6 protein-coding genes and 1 pseudogene are annotated in these 21,869 nt (G+C 53.1%); all 7 read right to left on the bottom strand.

The window, feature by feature from the left end; genetic code table 11:
• Window positions 1-79: 79 nt before the first annotated feature.
• The 7 genes and pseudogenes from M8T91_RS02590 to M8T91_RS02560 all read right to left on the bottom strand — a co-directional run bounded on the left by M8T91_RS02590 (window position 80) and on the right by M8T91_RS02560 (window position 20,608).
• Complete coding sequence (locus M8T91_RS02590) at window positions 80-643, bottom strand: hypothetical protein (RefSeq protein ID WP_301416536.1); 564 nt, start codon at window positions 641-643, stop codon at window positions 80-82.
• Window positions 640-6,627 (bottom strand): toxin TcdB middle/N-terminal domain-containing protein, encoded by a 5,988-nt coding sequence (locus M8T91_RS02585; protein WP_301416534.1) that lies wholly within the window; start codon window positions 6,625-6,627, stop codon window positions 640-642. Before M8T91_RS02585 ends, M8T91_RS02590 begins: the two co-directional genes overlap by 4 nt.
• A gap of 243 nt (window positions 6,628-6,870) precedes the next feature.
• Window positions 6,871-10,869, bottom strand: coding sequence for a fibronectin type III domain-containing protein (locus M8T91_RS02580; RefSeq protein ID WP_301416532.1), 3,999 nt, complete (start codon window positions 10,867-10,869; stop codon window positions 6,871-6,873).
• 1,382 nt (window positions 10,870-12,251) lie between these two features.
• On the bottom strand, window positions 12,252-12,680 hold the full coding sequence (gene tnpA, locus M8T91_RS02575) for an IS200/IS605 family transposase (protein ID WP_301416530.1): 429 nt from the start codon (window positions 12,678-12,680) through the stop codon (window positions 12,252-12,254).
• 844 nt (window positions 12,681-13,524) lie between these two features.
• Entirely contained in the window at window positions 13,525-17,835 is a 4,311-nt protein-coding gene (locus M8T91_RS02570) for a fibronectin type III domain-containing protein (RefSeq protein ID WP_301416528.1), read from the bottom strand.
• A gap of 708 nt (window positions 17,836-18,543) precedes the next feature.
• Window positions 18,544-18,977, bottom strand: a pseudogene (gene tnpA / locus M8T91_RS02565) (IS200/IS605 family transposase).
• 683 nt (window positions 18,978-19,660) lie between these two features.
• Window positions 19,661-20,608 (bottom strand): IS1595 family transposase, encoded by a 948-nt coding sequence (locus tag M8T91_RS02560; RefSeq protein WP_301416525.1) that lies wholly within the window; start codon window positions 20,606-20,608, stop codon window positions 19,661-19,663.
• Window positions 20,609-21,869 lie beyond the last annotated feature (1,261 nt).

Here is a 21,869-nt window from a genome sequence, read left to right as displayed (position 1 = left end):
CAGAGCAGATTTGGTATGAACTAATCCAGGTGAGTTAATTGGGCACTTACTCTCTCGCAACATTAAAACTTCAGCTGAATTAACAATTGACTCCTAAAATAACTTTCTTAGTCCGCTTAAGAACGGAAGGGTCAACATCTTTATTCAAATCAAAATGTTGCGGCTGCGGAAGTTCCTTTACTGACTTACCTGCTACTAACGCAAGGGTTTCGTAGGCAGCGCCGCGTATAACTTCATCTTCCTCTGGATTTTCAAACACATCATAAACATAGCCAAGTAACTCTGGACTAGATTCTTGCTTAAAGACTTCAGCTACACAACCGATTGCCATCATTCGGACATCTTCCTCTTCGTCCCAATCCACTATTTTGATGAATTTCGCTAATGTATCTTTAAATTCTTTAGCTAACCCCCAGTAGCGACATAGTATTTGTAAAGCAACACGAGCAAGCATAGGGTCATGGGGTGAATTTAGGTAACCCTCAACCACATCCCTATATTGCTTTGCTCCAGCTCGGCCCAGGGTTAGAAGTAAATCGTATTCATCACTGGCATGATTTACGAGTGCGTTATACACAAGTTTTACTTCATTTTCTGTAATTGTACCTGTAGATGCTTTTTCTAAAAGTTTCTTGGTATTCATTTTCTTGGAAGAAAACCCTCTGTTTTATCTAACAAACGACTCGCCTCACCAAGCTCCTTTTCTAGGGAAGAGCGTTTTGCTTCATCAATTTTATTGCTACCTAATTGTTTTTTTATTGATTTAATACGTTTTAGTAGGCCACGTTGTGCATCTCTCACTTCAGTAACGTGATCCCAAGGAGTGCCATCAAGCTTGCGAGCTACAATTTCTCCAGAAGACTCCTTTTTAGCTGCATCCAACTCACCATTCAAAATATGCTTCTTGAGCCGATCTGTTTTGTTTTTAGTCTTGTTTAAATCCTTCGCGCCCTCTATAGCCTTATCTGCGCCTTTACAAAGTTTGCATGCCACGCCAACAACAGCTATAGCAGCTCCGCTATAATCCCCGTTTTTAAAATCATTATAAGCCACTATAGCGTCATTATAGCCTGACGCTTCTGCAACTGCACCGGACGCACCACCCGCCTGGTAACCTTCATATGCTGAATAGGCTACAACTGCAATTGTAATAGCGAGAAAAACAAACTCGCCATTAGGATCAACATAACTGATCGGATTATTGCGCCCATAGCGATAAGGCGTCCAGCGCTGCGGATCGGTAAAGCGCGCCGCGGTATTAAGCAGCGGATCCGGGCTGATAAAGGTGCCGAAAGCCGATTGCAGGTAGCGCCGCTCAAAATACCCCAGGCCGGTGGTTGTATCCCGCTCCTTGCCCGTATAGCCGTAGGGCGCCGCCGCGCTGTCACCGAGGACACTGTCCAGTTCGCCATAAGCCTTATAGGTAAAGGCGTTGACCAGCCCGGCATCGGCATCCAACGTCAGCGCGGTGGAGCCCAGGTGGGTGTGCAGGTAGTAGGCGCTGGGCGCAAAGGTTTCCCCGCCCCGGTCACTGCGGGCAATACGCCGCTGGCCGAGGCGGATGTATTTCAGCAGCTGGCCGTCGCGCACCTCGCTATCTGCATCGATATACAGGGTAACACTGCGGGCCCCACCGGTACCCTCGGTGATTTTAAAGCGGCGCTGGTGCTTGAAGTCATAGCCGTAGTGATCCGCCGCCTGGGAGTTGCCGGCGGTGACCAGGCGCTGCTCGTGGTCCCACTGATAGTGCTGGTCGCCGGCCTGAATCCGGTTGCCGTTGTCGTCGTACGCTATGCTTGCCCCGGCCCAGCTCAGGGCCTGGGGCCCGGGCAGATTTCCACGGCTCGTGCGATTGGAGGCGCCGCTGTTACTGTTTTCACCGCTGCCGCCATAGCGCAGGTCCGTGATCTGTATGGCGTCACTGGTGGCCAGGTCCGGCAGGTTGACGGGGGAACGGCCCAGTTGCAGCAGGTTGCCGATTTTGTCGTAGCTGTAATACGTCTGCTCACGATCATTGGCCACACCGGTCAGGCGGTAGACGTCGTCATAGCTGTAGACCACATTGTGTGCCAGTGACGCTGCCTGGGCGGCCGCGCCGAGTTCAGCGGCCATGGCGGCAAGGGCGCCGGCGGGGCGCTGGTCGTCGATGCCCAGTACATTGGAGACGGCGTCAAAGCGGTAATCCCACTGCTGTAATTGCAGCGCGTCTGCGCTGCGCACGGTGCGCAGGGCGGCGAGGCGCTGGCGTTCGTCGAAGTCCCAGTGGGTCGCCACCCCGTTGGCGAGCCCCTGGTGTTGCAGGACGCCGTTGGGGGTATAGTCCAGCTGTTCCACCACACCCGGAATCCGCTCCAGCAGACCGCGGGCGTTGTAGTGGAAATCCACCCGGGTATTGTCGGGATAGAACTGTTTTACCGGGCGCCCGGCGCTGTCGTAGACAAAGCGCGTGGTGTAGAGGGGGCTGTCGATATCCGGGCCGAGGATTTTGCGCTGGCGCTCTACCACTTGCCCGCGCGCGTCGTAACGCCACTGTTCAAAGCCGGCCTGGTCGGTGACTTTGGCCAGGCGCCCGCGTAAAAACCCACCGTCCGCTTCGCTGCGCTGGTCGTACTGGTAGCGCACCACAGGGGCCGTAGTGCCCAGCTGCACATCCGGTTGCCAGTGCCCGCCGGCCGGCGCTTCTCCCCGCGGCGGCAGGTGATATTCGTTCAGGAGGCGGTTGGCACCGTCATAGCGATAGTGCCGCTCCTGGCCCCGGGCATCGCGGGTGGCGAGCAGGTTGCCGGCGGCATCGAAGTGCTGCCAGCGCTGCCCGCGATTGGGGTCGTCCAAAAACCGCATCCGCCCCAGGTGGTCGTAGTGCATGCTGCGCACATTGTTTTGCGCATCCTGCAGGCGGGTGAAGTTATCGTTGAGGTCGTAGTCGTAGTACGTCGACCAGGTGGCACCGCCAGCGCCGCCCTGGGTATTGGCACCGACAATTTCATCCACTTGCCGCAGGCGGTATTCACCCCGAGCAGTTTGCAAACCGTCGAACACCAGCCGCTTGGCGGCACCGGCATGGGGGCTGTTGGCGCGGGTCTGCTCTTCATCCTCCCGCAGTTGCACCAGCGGCTGGTAGGTAATGCGGCTGAAGACACTTTCCCCACTCTCTGCGGAATAGGGCTGGCGGGTTTCCTGCATACGCCCCAGGGCATCGTAGCGGTACCGGCGCTGGTGGGGCCCCTGGTCGCCGGCCTGGTAGGCGAGGCCCTCGGCAAAATACGGCAGGGCGGTGCGAGAGACCTGGCCCCGCGCGTTGTAGCGGTGGTGTTCACTGATGATGACCTGCCCGGACTGTTCGCCTTCGCTGCGCAGCATCAGGCTGCGCCCAAGGCCGTCGTAAAAGTGACGGCTGTCGATGGTGCCACTGGCGCCGCCGCGCTCGCGCTGGCGCGTTTCCACCCAGTTGAGGCGGTGACCATCCACGGTTTGTGCCAGTTGGTACGTGTAGGCAATGGTGGGGTATTGAAGGCTGTCGCCCGGTTCAATTCTGGCGGTAAGCCGGCCCAGGGCGTCGTAACGGTACTGGTTCAGTTGCCCATTGAAGTCGCGGTAATCGGTGAGCACACCCAGGCCCCTGTCGTAATCCGCCTGGGCGGTGAGCCACTGGGTACCGGTGTGCAGCCGCACCTGGGTGGCAAAGGTGTGGTATTGCGCATCGTAGGTGATCTCGGTTGCGTGGCCGGGCTCTTCGCTCCACAGCGGGTCGTAACTTTGAATACGGTTGCCGTAGGCATCGTAGCGGTGGCGTTCCGCGGCGATATACGCCGCCGAATTATCCGCTTGATGCCATAGACGCCGCAGCGTCAGGTTGCCCCTGGACAGTGCGCCCAGGTTGCCGCCGGAAAAGGTTTCGTCATCGTAAAACCACTGCTCTTTGGCCACCGCCTGGCCCGCAAGGTCGGTGACGCTGCGCTCAATGGGCAGGTGCAGCAACCAGTGCCCCTGTGCAGAGGCGGATTCCGCGCTGTAACGCCAGCGGGTGATGCGTTCATCCCCCCAGTTGCCCTCGGTGCGGCCCAGCTCCTTGATATAGGTGGTGTTGCCGTAATGATCGTAGTCATATTCCCAGGCAAGCGTCACCGGTACCCCATTGCCGCGCTCCAGCAGGTACTGCCTGCGCTCGGTCATTGCTGCAAAATCGACACTGCGCGCCTCCTGGCCGTAGCCCCCGTGCAACTGGCGTAGCTCCCACTGGTTTTCCTCGCGCGAAAACACCGCGCCCAGGGCATCGCGGGTTTCCATTTGTTTGATCTTGCCCTTCAGCGCTTCCTGTTCCGTGCCATCGGGGCTTTGGCCCAAATGGAATTGGTAGTGGCTAATCAGTGTCGGGGTGCTGGCATCTCCCAGGCGCCGTTCCTCGGTGTGGGCAAAGCCCTGGAATTCTTTGTCGGCGCTATCGTAAAAGCCATCGCGGTAATCGATTTGTGTAATTTGCTGCGCACCACCGCTATTGTCCTCCACAACAATCTGCTTGAGCACCTGCATGGCGACAGGCACCCCCTGATTCCAGGGGGTGCCGGCATCCCGGTCTCTGATCATTTCCCCGGCAACGGAGGCATACTCGAGGGTTGTGGCCCCCCCCAGTCCGTTATCAATACTTTTTAACTGATTTGGCTGCTCATCGGGAAACAGTTCGGCAAAATAAAAGGTGTTGTCTCCGCGGCCGGGGCTGTACCACACAATATCTGTGGAGCCATTGCCGTTGATATCCACCAGGCGCACCGCCTGAACGGACAGATTCCCCTGCGCCTGAATCACTTGCTCCTGGCCAAACAGCGCCTGCTGGTGCTGGTCAGTGTCCAGACCCTGATTCAACCAGATGGACACCCGCTCCCCGCCGAGGTACACCAAATCGCCGCGCCCGTCGCCATTCATATCGCTAATGCGTATAAAGTCGGCGTTGTAGAGGGTATTCGGGCTGTTGTCGAACACGACCGCTGGTGCAAAGCCCTGCAGACCCCGGTTGGCAAAGTAGGCCACATAGCCATTGCCGGCCGTGACCAGATCCGCCAGGCCATCGCCATTCATGTCATAGAGAAAGACATTGGGATCGCCCAAACGCATACTCTGAGTGCGCGCAGGCATCGGCAGCTCAATCGGGCGCGACCAGCCATCGGGGTGGTTCAACTGCACCATATGGGATAAAACGGCACCACTGCTGTTTAATATGGTGGCGAATACATCGACACGTTTGTCGTTGTCAATATCCAGCATGCCCACATGCGGGCTGTTGAGGGGAAGATTCAATCCATTGATAACGCCGCTGTACTGCCAGCTGTGCGTTTCATCGAGATGGAAATAGTGTGTGCTGCCAGCACTGTACTGCAGCATATTCACCGCGCCGTCACCATCGATATCGGCCCAGGTCACTGCGGCATCCGAGATACGGCTGGTAGAAAAGGTGTTCATTTCACGATAGCCCTGCCACTGCGGCAGGCCGTCGGCGTCGGGGCCGAGATTGAGCCAGTAGGCATCCTTGTTGGGACCGGTATGAATCACGTCCGGCAGGCCGTCGTGGTTCATATCCAGAAACGCTGCGTCGGGGCTACTCAGGGACACCCGACTCGCCGCCGGCATCGACGTCATCAGCACCTGGTCCTGCCGGTACTGCGTATAGTCATAGCGCACCGGCGGCAGGGACTGTGCCGATGACCCCGCGCCGGCAGTCAATTGAATTTCCCGCAACAGGGACTGGCTTTGCCAGGCGCTCATTGGGTGGTAGGAAAAGGCATAGTTGCGCAAGGAACGCCCGGCAAACTGTGTTTCGACACGCTGTAAGCGGTACGCGGTTTTGATCTCGAATCCGGCTTTATAATTGGTCAGGATGTCGGGGCGGCTCTCATAGTGAAAGTGGACCGCCATATCACCATTGCTGTTGTAATTGATCGTTTGCAGATAAATCTGTGCGCTGTTATCCAGCTTGCTGTAATGGTATTCGATGCGATTGCCATGGGTGTCCTCTATGGCCTGCAAATACCAGGCAAAAACCGCTGTACCATCCCCGCTGCTGATGCGGCTGCCGGTATCCTGTCCCAGGTACCAGCGCTGACCATCGGGCTGCGTGATCATCCAGCCCTCGGGAAGACGCTGGTAGCGGGCGAAGTCGGTGGCATTTTTGGTCCGATAAACGTCCCCCTCCACCAGCACCAGCTCCTCGCCCTGATGGTTGATAAAGGTATCCAACTCATCGAACTCGTCTGTACTGCCGTCGTGGTCGTTGTCTTGCTGATCTGCGCGGCCCCATTCGGAGTAATTGGGCAGACCCTGGTCCGTCTGGCGCTGGATAAAGGGCATGGTCAGCCGGTGGCCCAGACCCACGAGCCCGTTGCCGAATCCGCTGTTGTACGCCACCGACACATCCGGCACCAGACCGTTGCGCCCCGGCGGCACTGCCAGGCGCATCTGCTGCGAGCTAGTGCCCGTATTCAAATTGGGGGTAAAGGCTTCACCAAGCCCTGCAATACTGCCGGGACCGGTGGGCAAATTGAGCACCGGTGCCTGCAGGGCCGTGTGTTCATCGGCTCCCAGAACAGCACTGGCCGACAAAAGCAGACAGCAGCCAAGCAAAACATTACGCAACATACACTTCCCTTTTTATTATCGGCGTCTTTGCTGCAGACACCTACGGGGTACGGGGCAGTATTGCTTCGCCATCAAACCCGGTCGGGTTTATCAGCGATACAAAAAACCGTTTTTGTCAGAAGGCTGGTGGGATTCCCTGCAACAGCAAAAACCGCACCGGCCTTTTAAAAGCGACAATCAAACAGTGTGCAGAACCTGTTTGATTGCCGGATTCATCCTGTTTTGAGCAGGAACAGGGTTAACTCATTCCGAAGTCACCTTGCGTAGCGGGGCAGTCTTGCGCAGCAGCAGCGGGCCGCCGGGACCGCCATCGTCACAGGTGTCGAAGTTTCTGGACTTGTAGCGGTGATTAAAGATCAGCTCTATATCCTGCATCGCAGCAATGTCCACCAGTGGGCCAAAGCGATCCGCCAGCTTGATCGACAGCCGCCAGCCGGTGGCGGCCACACTGCGCTCTTTAAAAACACTGGTCACAGTGGAACTGGAACCGGGCTCACTGCTCAGCACATCCAGGTCCGCCGCCATGGATACCCGGTAACTGTCGCGGAACGCCAGCTGCGTGCCCTCTACCGTATCCCAGAAACGCGTGCTATAGGTCACCAGCTCATCCGCAATACCCACACCGTCTTCATTCACCACCAGGCTACCCGGTGTCTTGCTGCGCACCACACTGGTACCGCCATAGGTCAGGAAGGCCGGCGCTTCACTCTCATTGCTGCTGGAGTAGCTCAGGGGAATATTGAGTCCAATGGTCTCTATCTTGTCCAGATAAGTACCCCCGGTAGCCAGGCAGGCCAAATCGTCCGTGCCCGCCACCACCGGGCCGAGGAAGAAATTGCTGCGCGGCAGTTCTTTCACGGTACTGAACTCCACCGTTACCCAGACATCGCTGCCGAAGTTGCGCGACAGCAGGCGCAGCTTTTCATGGAATGCCGCCTGCGGACTCAGGCGCGGGCCATCCTGCCGGGCCGGGTCCGGGTGGGGATAGGTTTGCGCGATACCCCCGATGGCATCCACATAACCGAACACATGGTCCTTGATGGAAAAGGTGTCCGTGGCCTGCTGGGTGCCGCTGAGATTGCGCAGCTGGTCGAAAGACAGCATTTCACTGTGGAAATCCCGCAGTTCCTCCGCGTTGCGCAGGGTATACACCGCCTCTTTCCTGCCCCGGCTAACCGGGCCCACAAAGGGCTCCTGCCATTTGTATTCCAGCGCGCTGGCAGCGTAGAACAGCCACTTCTGTGCCTCTTCAAAGTGCCGCTCGGCACGCAGCATCTCCGTGGTCAGGCGGCTGCCGTGGATCGGATCGGCAAAGTAGCGCTCCGCCAGGTTGCTGTTGGCGGTAAATATCTGGTTTGTCACCCGCTGCGCCTGGTTGAGCATACCCGCCAGGCGTTCCACTTCCTGTTCAACCGTCGCTTCCGCCTGGGCGATATCCAGGGCGATGGTGTTGGCCTCCAGCCACATGGTGCGCACCCGCGCTTTACTTTCCACATCCAGCAGCCGGTTGGTGCTGTCATTCAGCGCTGCGCGCTCCTCTGCAGCCAAGCGAATGCTCTCCGCCTCTAATTTACCTATCTTTTTAATACTCTTTATATTGATATTATGCTCGGCAATAGTGATTGCCGCGTCCAGCAAGGAATCAGTAACAGAGCCCCCACTCCCACCATTTTTCACGGGCAAGATGCTTTTTGTCACATTAACAACAGATTTGAAAATGCTTAATCTCCGCCTGGACTGCTCGGCTTCTTTCTTGATCTTAGTGATCTGCTCTGAAATGAAAACCTGTTGGGCACCATAATCCAAGATAATTGCCGATTGCCAGTCGACAATCTCCTCTTCCTCCGCACGCCGCTCAATTTCGATTTCGATCGCAGCGAGCAGATCCTCCATACGCTGCAGATTGCGATCCAGGGCGATCTGCGCAATATCGATATTGTTCGCCTGCAGCGAGATCTCACTACCTTCCTGCGCAGACTCTTCAGCGATGATACAGTCTTGGCTAAAACAGCTTTCCGGAAATTCCCAGCCCAGCAAACTAAATAACCAGTTACCCAGTTGCTGGTGGCGATCGGTGTACTCTGTGGCCAGGGTGTCGGCGCTGTGACGGTAGGTGTCGTAACTGGTTCTCGCCGCAGCCAGGCTGCTCTGTGCTGTGGCGATAGGGCCACTGCTGTCATTGCCGAGGAAATCACTCAGTGCGTTAAAGGAATCAAACTCGGTATTGCCGTCAATGCCGTAGCCCTGTACCAACAGCACCGCATCCTGGGGTAGACCCAGAATATTGGCTTCTCCCGTCAGCCAGCTTATCGCGTTTTCCAAATCACGCATGTAGCTTTGCCAGGCAGAAACCGCTTCTGGAAGACCGGAAAACCCCGAAACCTGGGTAAAATCGGTGTTCGGGAAAATTCCGCGCAGAGACTGCTCCCTGGCCACTAGGTCACTGCGCAGCGTATTCATCTTCTCGATCATCTGCGCCAGTATTGTGGTATTGGTCTGCCCCGCCACTACCGCCAGGCGCGCTTGCTCTACCTTGGTAGAGGCCAGCCTGCCCATCAACTGATACAGCATGGTGACATCCTTGTAGCCGGTAAACAGCCGCTCCGCCGGGGTCACGTCTTTCTGCGCCAGGTCGTTGGGGTCATAGTAACGCGGGCTGATTTGACCCCGCCCGGGCCCCCACTGGGCCAGGAACTCCGGGGCATACTGCAGCAGCGAGTTGTACTGCTCCAGGGCGTCATCCAGCAGCTGGTGTGCAGCTTCGATATGCCCAACCTCGACACTCACCGCTTCGTTGCGCAAGCGGCTGATGCGGGCTTTGTCCAGGGCTTCATTGGCCAGGATCATCTCCGCCACCGCGCGATCGTAGTAGACATCCAGGGTGAAACGCTGCAGGTTTTCATTGTCCGGGAAGTGTGTTAGCTGCTCGAAAATAAAGGCTTCCACCGCTGTGGCGCGGTTGCGCTCGGCAACACCATACAGGGAGGAAAACGCTGCTGTCGGCTCGCCACTGGCAAAGCGGTTGATCACCGTATTGGTGTTGGCGTCGACGATATACATCAAATCCAGGTAACGGAATGCGGCCTTGTCCCGCGAGAAGATACCCTGCGCCGGATTTTCCTGTGCCGCCGGAACATTGTCGGCCTCGTTATAGTAGAGCTGCTTGCGAATCTGCACCGTGGGGTCCAGCTCAAATGTCACGGGATACTTATCGCTGTAAGCCGATGCACCTGCCTGGTTCACAGCCCTCACACGGTATTCGTGAGTGCCGTACACCAGTGGCATGTCACTGTCAGGGTATTCATAATTTCGCCTAGGACCGCTGTACACCGTTTTCCAGCTGCCACCATTCAACCGCTGCTGTAGATCATAACTGTCAGCCCTGTCGGCTGCCGGCCAGGTGACCGTGTAGGCCTCACCGGTGGAGGACGGCAACGTGATATAACTCGGGGACACCGGCGGCTGCAACAGGGCCACGGTGGCACAGGCTTCCGGTGAATAGCCGGATTGATCCGTTGCGGTCTCCGCCCGCACCCGGAAACAGTAGCGACCGTTACTTAAATTACGGAGCATGTGGCTGCGGGCCGGACCCCGGTAAACTTGGTTATTGTCGCTATCTATCACCTTATAGTTAATGCTGAGCTCCCCCTTGGTGACTTCTGTCCAGGTTAATGTCAGCTTGCCGTCGATATTGGGCGTTGGCTGGGTAATCGATAGCACCGGCTTGCTCACATCCCGATCCACCGTTACCGTGACCGGGGAGGAATAAGCCGAGCAGGTGTCCTTGGCATTGCAGGCGTGCACCTTGTAGCGGTAAGTGCCGTTGCCAATACCTTCAAAGTCTTTGCTCAAGTCGGGCCCGTTATACTCCACAGTGCCGCCTTCGTTGACAAGTTGGTAACGGGTGGCAAATCGTTTGCTGTTCCAGCTCACCGTGTATTTGCCATCGAGGCTATTACTGGGAGAGACGCTGGGGCTGGGCACACCGGGGCGGAAATACACCTCCAGAGGATTACTGCCCTCCCGATAACCGGAACAGACGGCATTGCAGGCGCGCACCCTGAAACGGTAGACACTGCCGTGCTCCAGGCTGTCAACACTGGTACTGGTGGCACTGCCAGAATAAATAAGGTTACTGGACCAGCTGCCACCATCTTTGCGCTGCTGCACTTCGTATCGGGTGGCACCGCTGCTGGCGGCCCAGCTAATTTCAGCACTGCTGGAAGAGGAATAGCTGGGCACATTAATTGAGGCTGGTCGTGGGGGCGGTACAGCGACAGTAATTGAAGGGCTGTAACGCCATTCACTATACTTGGAGGTACCACTGATCGTTACAAATGCGCGTACACGGTATTTATAAGTTCCATTTGCCAGCTTACCAGAACCCGGTACCTTTATAGACCGGACTCCCGTATTGGCTGCAGAGTAGATTTGCGACCAGGTACCGCTGCTACTGCTACAGGAACCCTTGCATTGAGAGACTTGGTATCCGGTTACTTTTGGAGGTGTACTTGAGGCAGCCCAGTTGATAGTAAAGATCCCATTCGTGTCTGTGCCGCCTTCATTATTGGAGAAACTGACACTGCCGGGAATATTTGGTTTTCTAACAACCTTAATTTCGTTGGAATAAACCCAGCTTCCTCTGCCAAGCTCCAAATAATAATGCTGTATTCTATATTTATACACTGCTGAATCTTTCCCAGAAAAATCTACGCGACGAACGCTTGAGCCTGAAAAACCCTTATCGACCCGTACGTAACTGCCGCCGTCTCTGCTTTCTTCAACCACCGTATTACTGCAAATATTCGTGCCAACGGGAACATACTCTAGCGTATAACCTCCATCTGCGTCCGATGTCGGCAATGAAACAGAGGTGACTGGTGGCGCACTGAGGCCCCTGCATATCTCAGTTGGCGGTAGGTGGATTTGCGCAAATACCGAATTTGAAAACACTAAAAATATAATAAAAATAAATCGAAACTCAATCCTGTCCATATTTTAACAAATCCTATATAAATTCAATCAATTCTAAAAATACTATCAGTGCAGCTTTGGCAGTCCCAGTCCCAGTCCCAGTCCCAGTCCCAGTCCCAGTCCCAGTCCCAGTCAGAAAATTCTTGCGCGAATCTTGGAAAACTATACAGAAGGAGTGAGCAGTTGCGCTTTCTCCTTCATCTTCACCTCTAACCTGACGTAATCGATCCATAAAAAGTCGCATCACATCTATTTCTGTAAAGCTTTAGTCATACCACATTGATTCGCTTCTAAATCACATCCAGCTTTAGTTGCTTGCCTTGCGCGAAATATCCTCGGCTAAAATACGTTCGCGCCATTCGGTCTAGTGCCGACCGACTTGATTCAGTGAACGACGCTGGGCCAGCTTGTTGCAGTGCTCAACGTCAAACTCTATCTTAATTCCTTCCTGGAAGATTCTTCACACTAGTCGCCAGGTAGTTCAATTTTTTGAAGCGCTTATATATTCAAGGTAAAAAAAGCAGAACCGATGGTCTACCTGGCAAAGTAAATTTCCACCGGCAAAACCGATGGCTTTAATCGTGAACCGCTCAAAACAGTTTGTACGAAACTAGCGTTCCTTGAGCCCCCAAAGGGGGCTGCCTATATCTTCATACCAAGTTCAGTTGCTCTACTCGCCGATCTTCCTTCTCCTGATGACGAATACTCCCCCAGATCACATTCTGATCACGACCAACGGTGGACACAAAGTAACCTCTCGCCCAGAAGTGTTGCCCTACATAACTTCTATGCCGGCCAGAGTAGGTCCTCGCAATGTAAATAGCACTTTTCCCTTTGATATATCCCACCACCTGGGAGATAGCATATTTGGGCGGAATAGATATCATCATATGGACATGATTCGGCATTACGTGCCCCGCCTCAATCAGGCTCTCCTTTTGCCCGGACAACTGGTGGAATACCATGGGCAACTCTCTGCGCATCTGTCCAAATAGTACCTTTCTACGATACTTTAGGATAAAAACTATATGGTACTTACACTCCCATTTCGTATGACTTAAACTGTCCACTTGTCTCATGGTGACTTCTTTGTGTGTTGCTTGGCGGCTCACACATTGGAGTTACTTAGGGACTTCCTGACCTTTCAAACTTCGCGTGCCTCCCCGGAAAATCTGGAGAGTCTCCCTTTTGGACTAGCCTAAACCACAATGCGGTTCAGGCTTCGCAGTCACAGCATCGCCATACCACAAAAAGTTACAAGCATACCAAAACTCCTTTTTGTACACTTCACTCAAAGCGTCACCATTACACGAAGAATTTTTATTAGCTTTAATGGATTTAATTTTTTGGCATTGCCCCTATAGCTAATTTTTATATCACAACTTTTCTTACTGAATCAACAACATTCCACTGCGAAAACTTACCTATATAAGTTGACTTTTATACCTCCTTGAATTGCACAAATATTTAATTTCAGAAATTTTCTTGCAACAGACTTCTGATACTCGCTATTGAAGAGATGAACCAATATTCTACCGGGATCCAATATCCTTAGCCGGATGAATACTCTCGGTATTGCAAGAAGAATTTAAAATCTGGCAGAATTCAACTCAATGAGTGGCATCAGTTTAAATACATTTATTTCAGAGTAATTTAACTCTGTGAAAAACCTGTGTCACAAGAGACATTACTCCACTGCAAAGCAGTTAGAATTTTTCAACTGATTAAAATCGGCATGGAACTGGGTAATGCGCATGAAATAGATTTTTGGAGCATTACTTTTGAGATCACTCCATACACTTTCTATCAGTATGCCTATATTGTTCTGCGAGCATGGTGGTTGCGGCAATCAAACAGGCGAAAGAAGACCTGCTTGATTGCCGGACCCACCCTGTTTGGAACAGGAGATACAGGCTTAACCCATCACTCCGGAGTTGCCTTGCGCAGCGGAGCAGTCTTGCGCAGCAGCAGCGGGCCGCCAGGACCGTCATCGTCACAGGTGTCGAAGTTCCTGGAAATGTAGCGGTGATTAAAAATCAGCTCTATATCCTGCATCGCAGTAATGTCCACCAGCGGGCCAAAGCGATCCGCCAGCTTGATCGATAGCCGCCAGCCGGTGGCGGCCACACTGCGTTCTTTAAAAACACTGGTCACAGTGGAACTGGAACCGGGCTCACTGCTCAGCACATCCAGGTCCGCCGCCATGGATACCCGGTAACTGTCACGGAATGCCAGCTGCGAACCCTCCACGGTATTCCAGAAACGCGTGCTATAGGTCACCAGCTCATCCGCAATACCCACACCGTCTTCATTCACCACCAGGCTGCCCGGTGTCTTGCTGCGCACCACACTGGTACCGCCATAGGTCAGGAAGGCCGGCGCTTCACTCTCATTGCTGCTGGAGTAGCTCAGGGGAATATTGAGTCCAATGGTCTCTATCTTGTCCAGATAAGTACCCCCGGTAGCCAGGCAGGCCAAATCGTCCGTGCCCGCCACCACCGGGCCGAGGAAGAAATTGCTGCGCGGCAGTTCTTTCACGGTACTGAACTCCACCGTTACCCAGACATCGCTGCCGAAGTTGCGCGACAGCAGGCGCAGCTTTTCATGGAATGCCGCCTGCGGACTCAGGCGCGGGCCATCCTGCCGGGCCGGGTCCGGGTGGGGATAGGTTTGCGCGATACCCCCGATGGCATCCACATAACCGAACACATGGTCCTTGATGGAAAAGGTGTCCGTGGCCTGCTGGGTGCCGCTGAGATTGCGCAGCTGGTCGAAAGACAGCATTTCACTGTGGAAATCCCGCAGTTCCTCCGCGTTGCGCAGGGTATACACCGCCTCTTTCCTGCCCCGGCTAACCGGGCCCACAAAGGGCTCCTGCCATTTGTATTCCAGCGCGCTGGCAGCGTAGAACAGCCACTTCTGTGCCTCTTCAAAGTGCCGCTCGGCACGCAGCATCTCCGTGGTCAGGCGGCTGCCGTGGATCGGATCGGCAAAGTAGCGCTCCGCCAGGTTGCTGTTGGCGGTAAATATCTGGTTTGTCACCCGCTGCGCCTGGTTGAGCATACCCGCCAGGCGTTCCACTTCCTGTTCAACCGTCGCTTCCGCCTGGGCGATATCCAGGGCGATGGTGTTGGCCTCCAGCCACATGGTGCGCACCCGCGCTTTACTTTCCACATCCAGCAGCCGGTTGGTACTGTCATTCAGCGCTGCGCGCTCCTCTGCAGCCAAGCGAATGCTCTCCGCCTCTAATTTACCTATCTTTTTAATACTCTTTATATTGATATTATGCTCGGCAATAGTGATTGCCGCGTCCAGCAAGGAATCAGTAACAGAGCCCCCACTCCCACCATTTTTCACGGGCAAGATGCTTTTTGTCACATTAACAACAGATTTGAAAATGCTTAATCTCCGCCTGGACTGCTCGGCTTCTTTCTTGATCTTAGTGATCTGCTCTGAAATGAAAACCTGTTGGGCACCATAATCCAAGATAATTGCCGATTGCCAGTCGACAATCTCCTCTTCCTCCGCACGCCGCTCAATTTCGATTTCGATCGCAGCGAGCAGATCCTCCATACGCTGCAGATTGCGATCCAGGGCGATCTGCGCAATATCGATATTGTTCGCCTGCAGCGAGATCTCACTACCTTCCTGCGCAGACTCTTCAGCGATGATACAGTCTTGGCTAAAACAGCTTTCCGGAAATTCCCAGCCCAGCAAACTAAATAACCAGTTACCCAGTTGCTGGTGGCGATCGGTGTACTCTGTGGCCAGGGTGTCGGCGCTGTGACGGTAGGTGTCGTAACTGGTTCTCGCCGCAGCCAGGCTGCTCTGTGCTGTGGCGATAGGGCCACTGCTGTCATTGCCGAGGAAATCACTCAGTGCGTTAAAGGAATCAAACTCGGTATTGCCGTCAATGCCGTAGCCCTGTACCAACAGCACCGCATCCTGGGGTAGACCCAGAATATTGGCTTCTCCCGTCAGCCAGCTTATCGCATTTTCCAAATCACGCATGTAGCTTTGCCAGGCAGAAACCGCTTCTGGAAGACCGGAAAACCCCGAAACCTGGGTAAAATCGGTGTTCGGGAAAATTCCGCGCAGAGACTGCTCCCTGGCCACTAGGTCACTGCGCAGCGTATTCATCTTCTCGATCATCTGCGCCAGTATTGTGGTATTGGTCTGCCCCGCCACTACCGCCAGGCGCGCTTGCTCTACCTTGGTAGAGGCCAGCCTGCCCATCAACTGATACAGCATGGTGACATCCTTGTAGCCGGTAAACAGCCGCTCCGCCGGGGTCACGTCTTTCTGCGCCAGGTCGTTGGGGTCATAGTAACGCGGGCTGATTTGACCCCGCCCGGGCCCCCACTGGGCCAGGAACTCCGGGGCATACTGCAGCAGCGAGTTGTACTGCTCCAGGGCGTCATCCAGCAGCTGGTGTGCAGCTTCGATATGCCCAACCTCGACACTCACCGCTTCGTTGCGCAAGCGGCTGATGCGGGCTTTGTCCAGGGCTTCATTGGCCAGGATCATCTCCGCCACCGCGCGATCGTAGTAGACATCCAGGGTGAAACGCTGCAGGTTTTCATTGTCCGGGAAGTGTGTTAGCTGCTCGAAAATAAAGGCTTCCACCGCTGTGGCGCGGTTGCGCTCGGCAACACCATACAGGGAGGAAAACGCTGCTGTCGGCTCGCCACTGGCAAAGCGGTTGATCACCGTATTGGTGTTGGCGTCGACGATATACATCAAATCCAGGTAACGGAATGCGGCCTTGTCCCGCGAGAAGATACCCTGCGCCGGATTTTCCTGTGCCGCCGGAACAGTATCGGCCTCGTTGTAGTAGAGCTGCTTGCGAATCTGCACCGTCGGATCCAGTTCCAAAGTCACGCTATAGACATCGCTGTAGGCCGATGCACCCGCCTGGTTCACAGCCTGCACACGGTAGTCATGGGTGCCGTACACCAGTGGCGTGGCACTATAGCTATAATTGCGACTGGCGCCGCTGTACACCGTTTTCCAGCTGCCACCATTCAACCGCTGCTGTAGATCATAACTGTCAGCCCTGTCGGCTGCCGGCCAGCTGACCGTGTAGGCCTCACCGGTGGAGGACGGCAGCGTGATATAACTCGGGGACACCGGCGGCTGCAACAGGGCCACGGTGGCACAGGCTTCCGGTGAATAGCCGGATTGATCCGTTGCGGTTTCCGCCCGCACCCGGTAGCAGTGGCGACCATCACTTAAATTATTGAGCTGGTGGCTAAGCGCCGTACCCAGATAGACCTGGTTATTGCCGCTATCTATCACCCTGTAGTTAACACTGAGCCCACCCTTGGTGATTTTTGTCCAGGTTAGTGTCAGCTTGCCGCTGATATTCGGTGTTGGCTGGGAAATCGATAGCACCGGCTTGCTCACATCCCGATCCACCGTTACCGCAACCAGGGAGGAGTAGGCTGAGCAGGTGTTTTTGGCATTGCAGGCGCGCACCTTGTAGCGGTAGGTGCCGTTGGCAATATCTTCAAAGCCTTTGCTCAAGCCGGCCCCGTTATACACCACAGTGCCGCCCTCGTTGACAAGTTGATAGCGGGTGGCAAATGCCTTGCTGTTCCAGCTTACGGTGTATTTGCCATCGGGGCTATTGCCGGGAGAGACACTGGGGCTGGGCACACCGGGGCGAAAATATACCTCCAGATTGCCGCTCTCCCGGAAAGAAGAGCAGAAGGTGGCGCAGGCACGCACCCTGAAACGGTAGACACTGCCGTGCTCCAGATTGTTAACATCGGTACTGGTGGCACCGCCGGAGTAAATATTGCTGGACCAGCTGCCGCCATCTTTGCGCTGCTGCAGTTCGTAGCGGGTGGCGCCGCTACTGGCGGCCCAGCTCAGACTGGCACTGCTGGAAGATACATAGCCGGGTACGCTGATTGAGCCGGGAACTGGCGGTGGCCCAACAACGATCGTTCCTCCCGTTTTGTAATCACTGCACATATCAGGAGTACAGGCCCGCACACGATACTGATAACTGCCTGCAGAGCGTCCACTCTCATTAAAACTGGTGCCACTGCTATTATAAATCCGGCTCCAGGCACCACCATTGAGACGGCGATAGAGTTCATAGCGATTAGCACCGGGACGGGCAGACCAGCTAATGGTAAAGGCGCCGTCCAGATCAGTACTCGGATAGTTTAAGGTTGTGGGTGTCGAGGTGACAGCAACAGCACGGCAAACTTCTTTGGTTGCCACGTTGCCGGGACGACCACTCCTAATAGAGCCACTTAGCCCAGTCCCCCTGTAGCATAAAGAATAAGCACCGTCAGCCGTTAAATTCACGACCCTAGACCCTGTTAAGGGCGGATTCCGGTCAAGAGTTGTTTCCACTCCATTAAGGACTTGCACAATAGAATAATCTTCATGCCTCCTATCTAATAATACATGCTCAAGGTCATAGGCTGTCCAGCGCAAAGTGGCCTGTCTGTTCGTGTAACTAAGTGTAAAAAATTGCGGCAATTCAACTTGGCATTTTATTGTATTTTTTCCAGGTTCAAATATACGCCCGCACCGGGCCAAGGCTCGCTCCGGTAAGCTAATCAAGGAAAGAACCCCAATAACAGCCAGCCAACCTGTTAACCTTAAACTTCTATCCATACTTTTCCCACTTATCTACTATTTATAGAAATATATAAAAGATCAAATTTGATCCCCAGAATAATCTGAAACAGTCGTGCCACTTAACATGGATGAATACAAAGAATGAAGCGCGACAAGCACTGCCCACAAATTTATCGCCAGGCAAAAGATTACCCTACATCCTGGGAATCATCATAATCCCTGTTTATTAGAGCGAATTTCATAGCAACAAATAAATTAATTCTTGTTGTCTTCTCAAAAAATAAAAATCAGTAACCACCCGCAGAGCGGGTGGTATGATGAAAGCCCCCAGAGGGGGCTATGTTACAGCCCCTCCAGTCTCATCTGCTCCTGGCGGCGCTCCTCACTTTCTTGATTCTTAATGTACTCTCGAACCATCTGCCATCTAAGCCAACTGTGCTTACGCAGTAGCCTCTGGCCCAGAAATGTCTACCGGTGAAATTTCTCTTCACCTGCAAGTACTCACGAAATATTCGAATCGCCGACTTACCCTTCAGAAGTCCTACTGTATTAGCCACGCTGAACTTCGGTGGGATCATCAACAGCATGTGGATGTGATCCCGCATTGCATAGCCCTCTACCAGCTCAACTCCTGCTTGGCGGCAAAGATCACGGAATATCGTTCCAATTTCTCTGCGTAAGGTCCCGAATATCGCCTTTTTTCGATACTTCGGCACAAATACTATGTGATACCTGCAATAATGCTTGACGTGAGCTTGGCTCTGCCAATCTCTCATATGGCCTCCTTATAGAACTTGCCGGTTCATGGGAGGCCATATTCTCTACCCTGCACGACTGAACGGCAGAGCCCTGTCAAGTCTCACCGCCAAAGGCGGTGGTTTACCTATGTGTTAATTATTTGATTAAAGAGGTGTAATTATTTTCCTGTTATCCATATAACTAAAGCTTATAACACAACTTCTTCATTTAAATCAATATCACGCCAATACAACGACTTAATTTTACAAGCTGGCATCAACTTTCTTTAGATCATATGGCCACTTGATACTAAATAGACATATATGACAATACCGACAAAATTTGATTAGTTCATAAAGTTAGTGTTGCAATTAATTCCAGTGATTTTTGGGGAAAAGTAAATATCCTGTGTATATGCGGTGCGAACTAGACAGCACGCCCCCACGAGGTGAAGTATAAATTCCTTACCGCTGATAGATACTTCGCGCAGTGCGCCGGAACCGCTTTACACTGCGCATTCGGCACCGTAGTTGACAATTCACTTCTCAAATCTCCTGGAAAAATATATTAGGCTACTCAGCTGGCACAGAATTTTGAGCATCCTCACAATGTCGGGCAGCGCCTTTGCTTATCCAACCTACGTCACTCTGGAGTACGACCGCAATTAATTTTATTTCTTAAATTCACTGAACAGATATTTCATTCTTTTTCATACTTATACCTAATTACCATCTAAGCTAAGTTTCAGTAATCTTTCCGGCATTGGTGGCGTCCGGAGAGAAACGTAGACAAGCCGGGGAATAAGTGCACACAGGTCGAACCTGCGGTTAAAACGATATTGGAACTCCGCCAGGTAGCGCTGTGCATATTTCGGTCGTATCGCATGGTAGGTACTGCGCAACGCGCTTTTTAAATTGCCGAGTACCGTGTTCACCCAGTAGAACTCGGGCTCCTCAACGGAGGCGCGGCCACCACCGCAGACGATCTTGTCGTGGTCGCAGCCGGCCTCAGTAACAGCATTGAAGCACGCCAGACCATCCGAGATAACGATACTGCCTTTGCTTAGGTAACGCTTGCTCCAAGCGGCGATTTCAGTGTTTCGGAAGCCTTGCACTACAGAGAGTTTGATCCGGGTGGGCTGCCCTTCCTTCGTAGTTTCAACCGCAGCCACGAAAGGCGTCTTACTCTCAGCGCCGCGTCCCGGCTTGCATCCGGTACGCTCACCGCCGAGATAGGCATCGTCCAACTCGATGAAGCCAGATAGCTTGTACTGCTGGTCTCGCTCCACCATTACCTGCATGAGTTTCTGTTTCGTGCGCCAAGCGGCGTTGTAGGAGATTCCCAGGCGACGGGCCAGGTTCATACTGGAGATGCCCTTCTTGTCTTGGGTGATGAGGTAGATGGCCTGAAACCAGACGGTGAGAGGTAGTTTGCTGGAGTCAAATATGGTGCCGGCGGTGATTGAAGTCTGTCGATGGCATCGGTTGCACTGCTGTAGTTTCCTGTAGGACAGTTGGCAGCACTGATTGTGGCCGCAATGAGGGCAGCGGAAGCCCTCCGGCCACCGCCAGCGATGAAGTGCGTCGAAGCACTGCTCCTCTGTACCGTACTGCTTGAGGAACTCAGTCAGACTGATACCTTTCTGAATCTGTACTTTGTTGCGGGCCATGGCGGACCCCCTTGTAGATCAATAAGATAGCTGTATTTATATACAGTTGAGTATGGCTTAGCAAGAGTGGTAATTAGGTACTTTTATGCATCTTCCATTTGTGCGTCCATTCGGTTTATCCATTGACTAAACATCTCCGCCTCTTCCATGTCTTGTTATCAGTAGTGCGAATGGCTTCGCGGATTCAACTTTGGAGTGCATACCGCTTATGCGACCTGGTTTTGCTCATGGCATTCTAAGGCTCATAGTACGGAGGCATAGGTAGTTACATAATTTAATTTACACTCTCTGTAAAACTCTCCAACATTTCAAGCACGACAATCAAGCAAGACTTGTTGGGCTTACTTGAATACCAGATGAGTTACAAGCATTTTGCAATATTCAACTACATTGTTTGATTATCTAAAACTAACCGCTGCTACTGCTACAGGAACCCTTGCACTGAGAGACTTGGTATCCGGTGACTTTTGGCGATGTACTTGAGGCAACCCAGTTAAGATTAAATACACCATCCCTGTCTGCATCACTTTCATTGTTGGAAAAGCTGATTGTATTCGGTCTATTTGGTTTTCTGACGACCTTAATTTCGTTGGAATAGATCCACTCACTTCCGTTAAAATCCCCAGTGTAAAAATGCTTTATTCTATATTGATACACTGCAGAATCTTGCCCAAAAAAGTTTAGGCTTTTTGATGGATAGACTGTATTAAAAAGTACGTAACTGCCGTCGTCTATGCTTTCTTCAACCCTTATCTCACTGCAAGACCAAGAATAATAAAAATCCGGCAAAAATGTCTTAATTCATAACTTCCATCTGTGTCCGATGTCGGCAATATTACAAACCCCATGACTGGTGGCGCAGCGCCTCTACATTGAAAATCTGGCGGTGATGGAGATGAAGATGCGGAGGAAAGTACCAAGTTTGAAAACACTAAAATTATAATAAAAATAAATCGAATAACGGCCCTGTCCATATTCTAACAATCCTTATATAAATTCAACCAACTTTCAAAATACTATTAGTGTAGTTTTAGCGGCCTCAGTCAAAAAATTTTGTGCGAATCTTAGCGTACTATATAGAAGGAGTGATCAATTGCACATTCGCCTTCATATGCACCCCTAACTGGTGTGATCAATTTATAAAAATCCGTGTTACATCTATTTCTGTAACGCTTTAGCCAACACCACATTGACCCGATTCTGAATCACATCCAGCTTTAGCTGCTTGGCCTTACGCGAAATATCCTCGCGCCGTTTGCGC

The sequence above is a fragment of the Microbulbifer sp. MI-G genome (assembly GCF_030440425.1).
In the GTDB taxonomy this organism is placed as follows: Bacteria; Pseudomonadota; Gammaproteobacteria; order Pseudomonadales; family Cellvibrionaceae; genus Microbulbifer; species Microbulbifer spongiae.
Note: the sequence above shows the minus strand (reverse complement) of the source record. Positions and strands in the feature narration are given on the sequence as shown.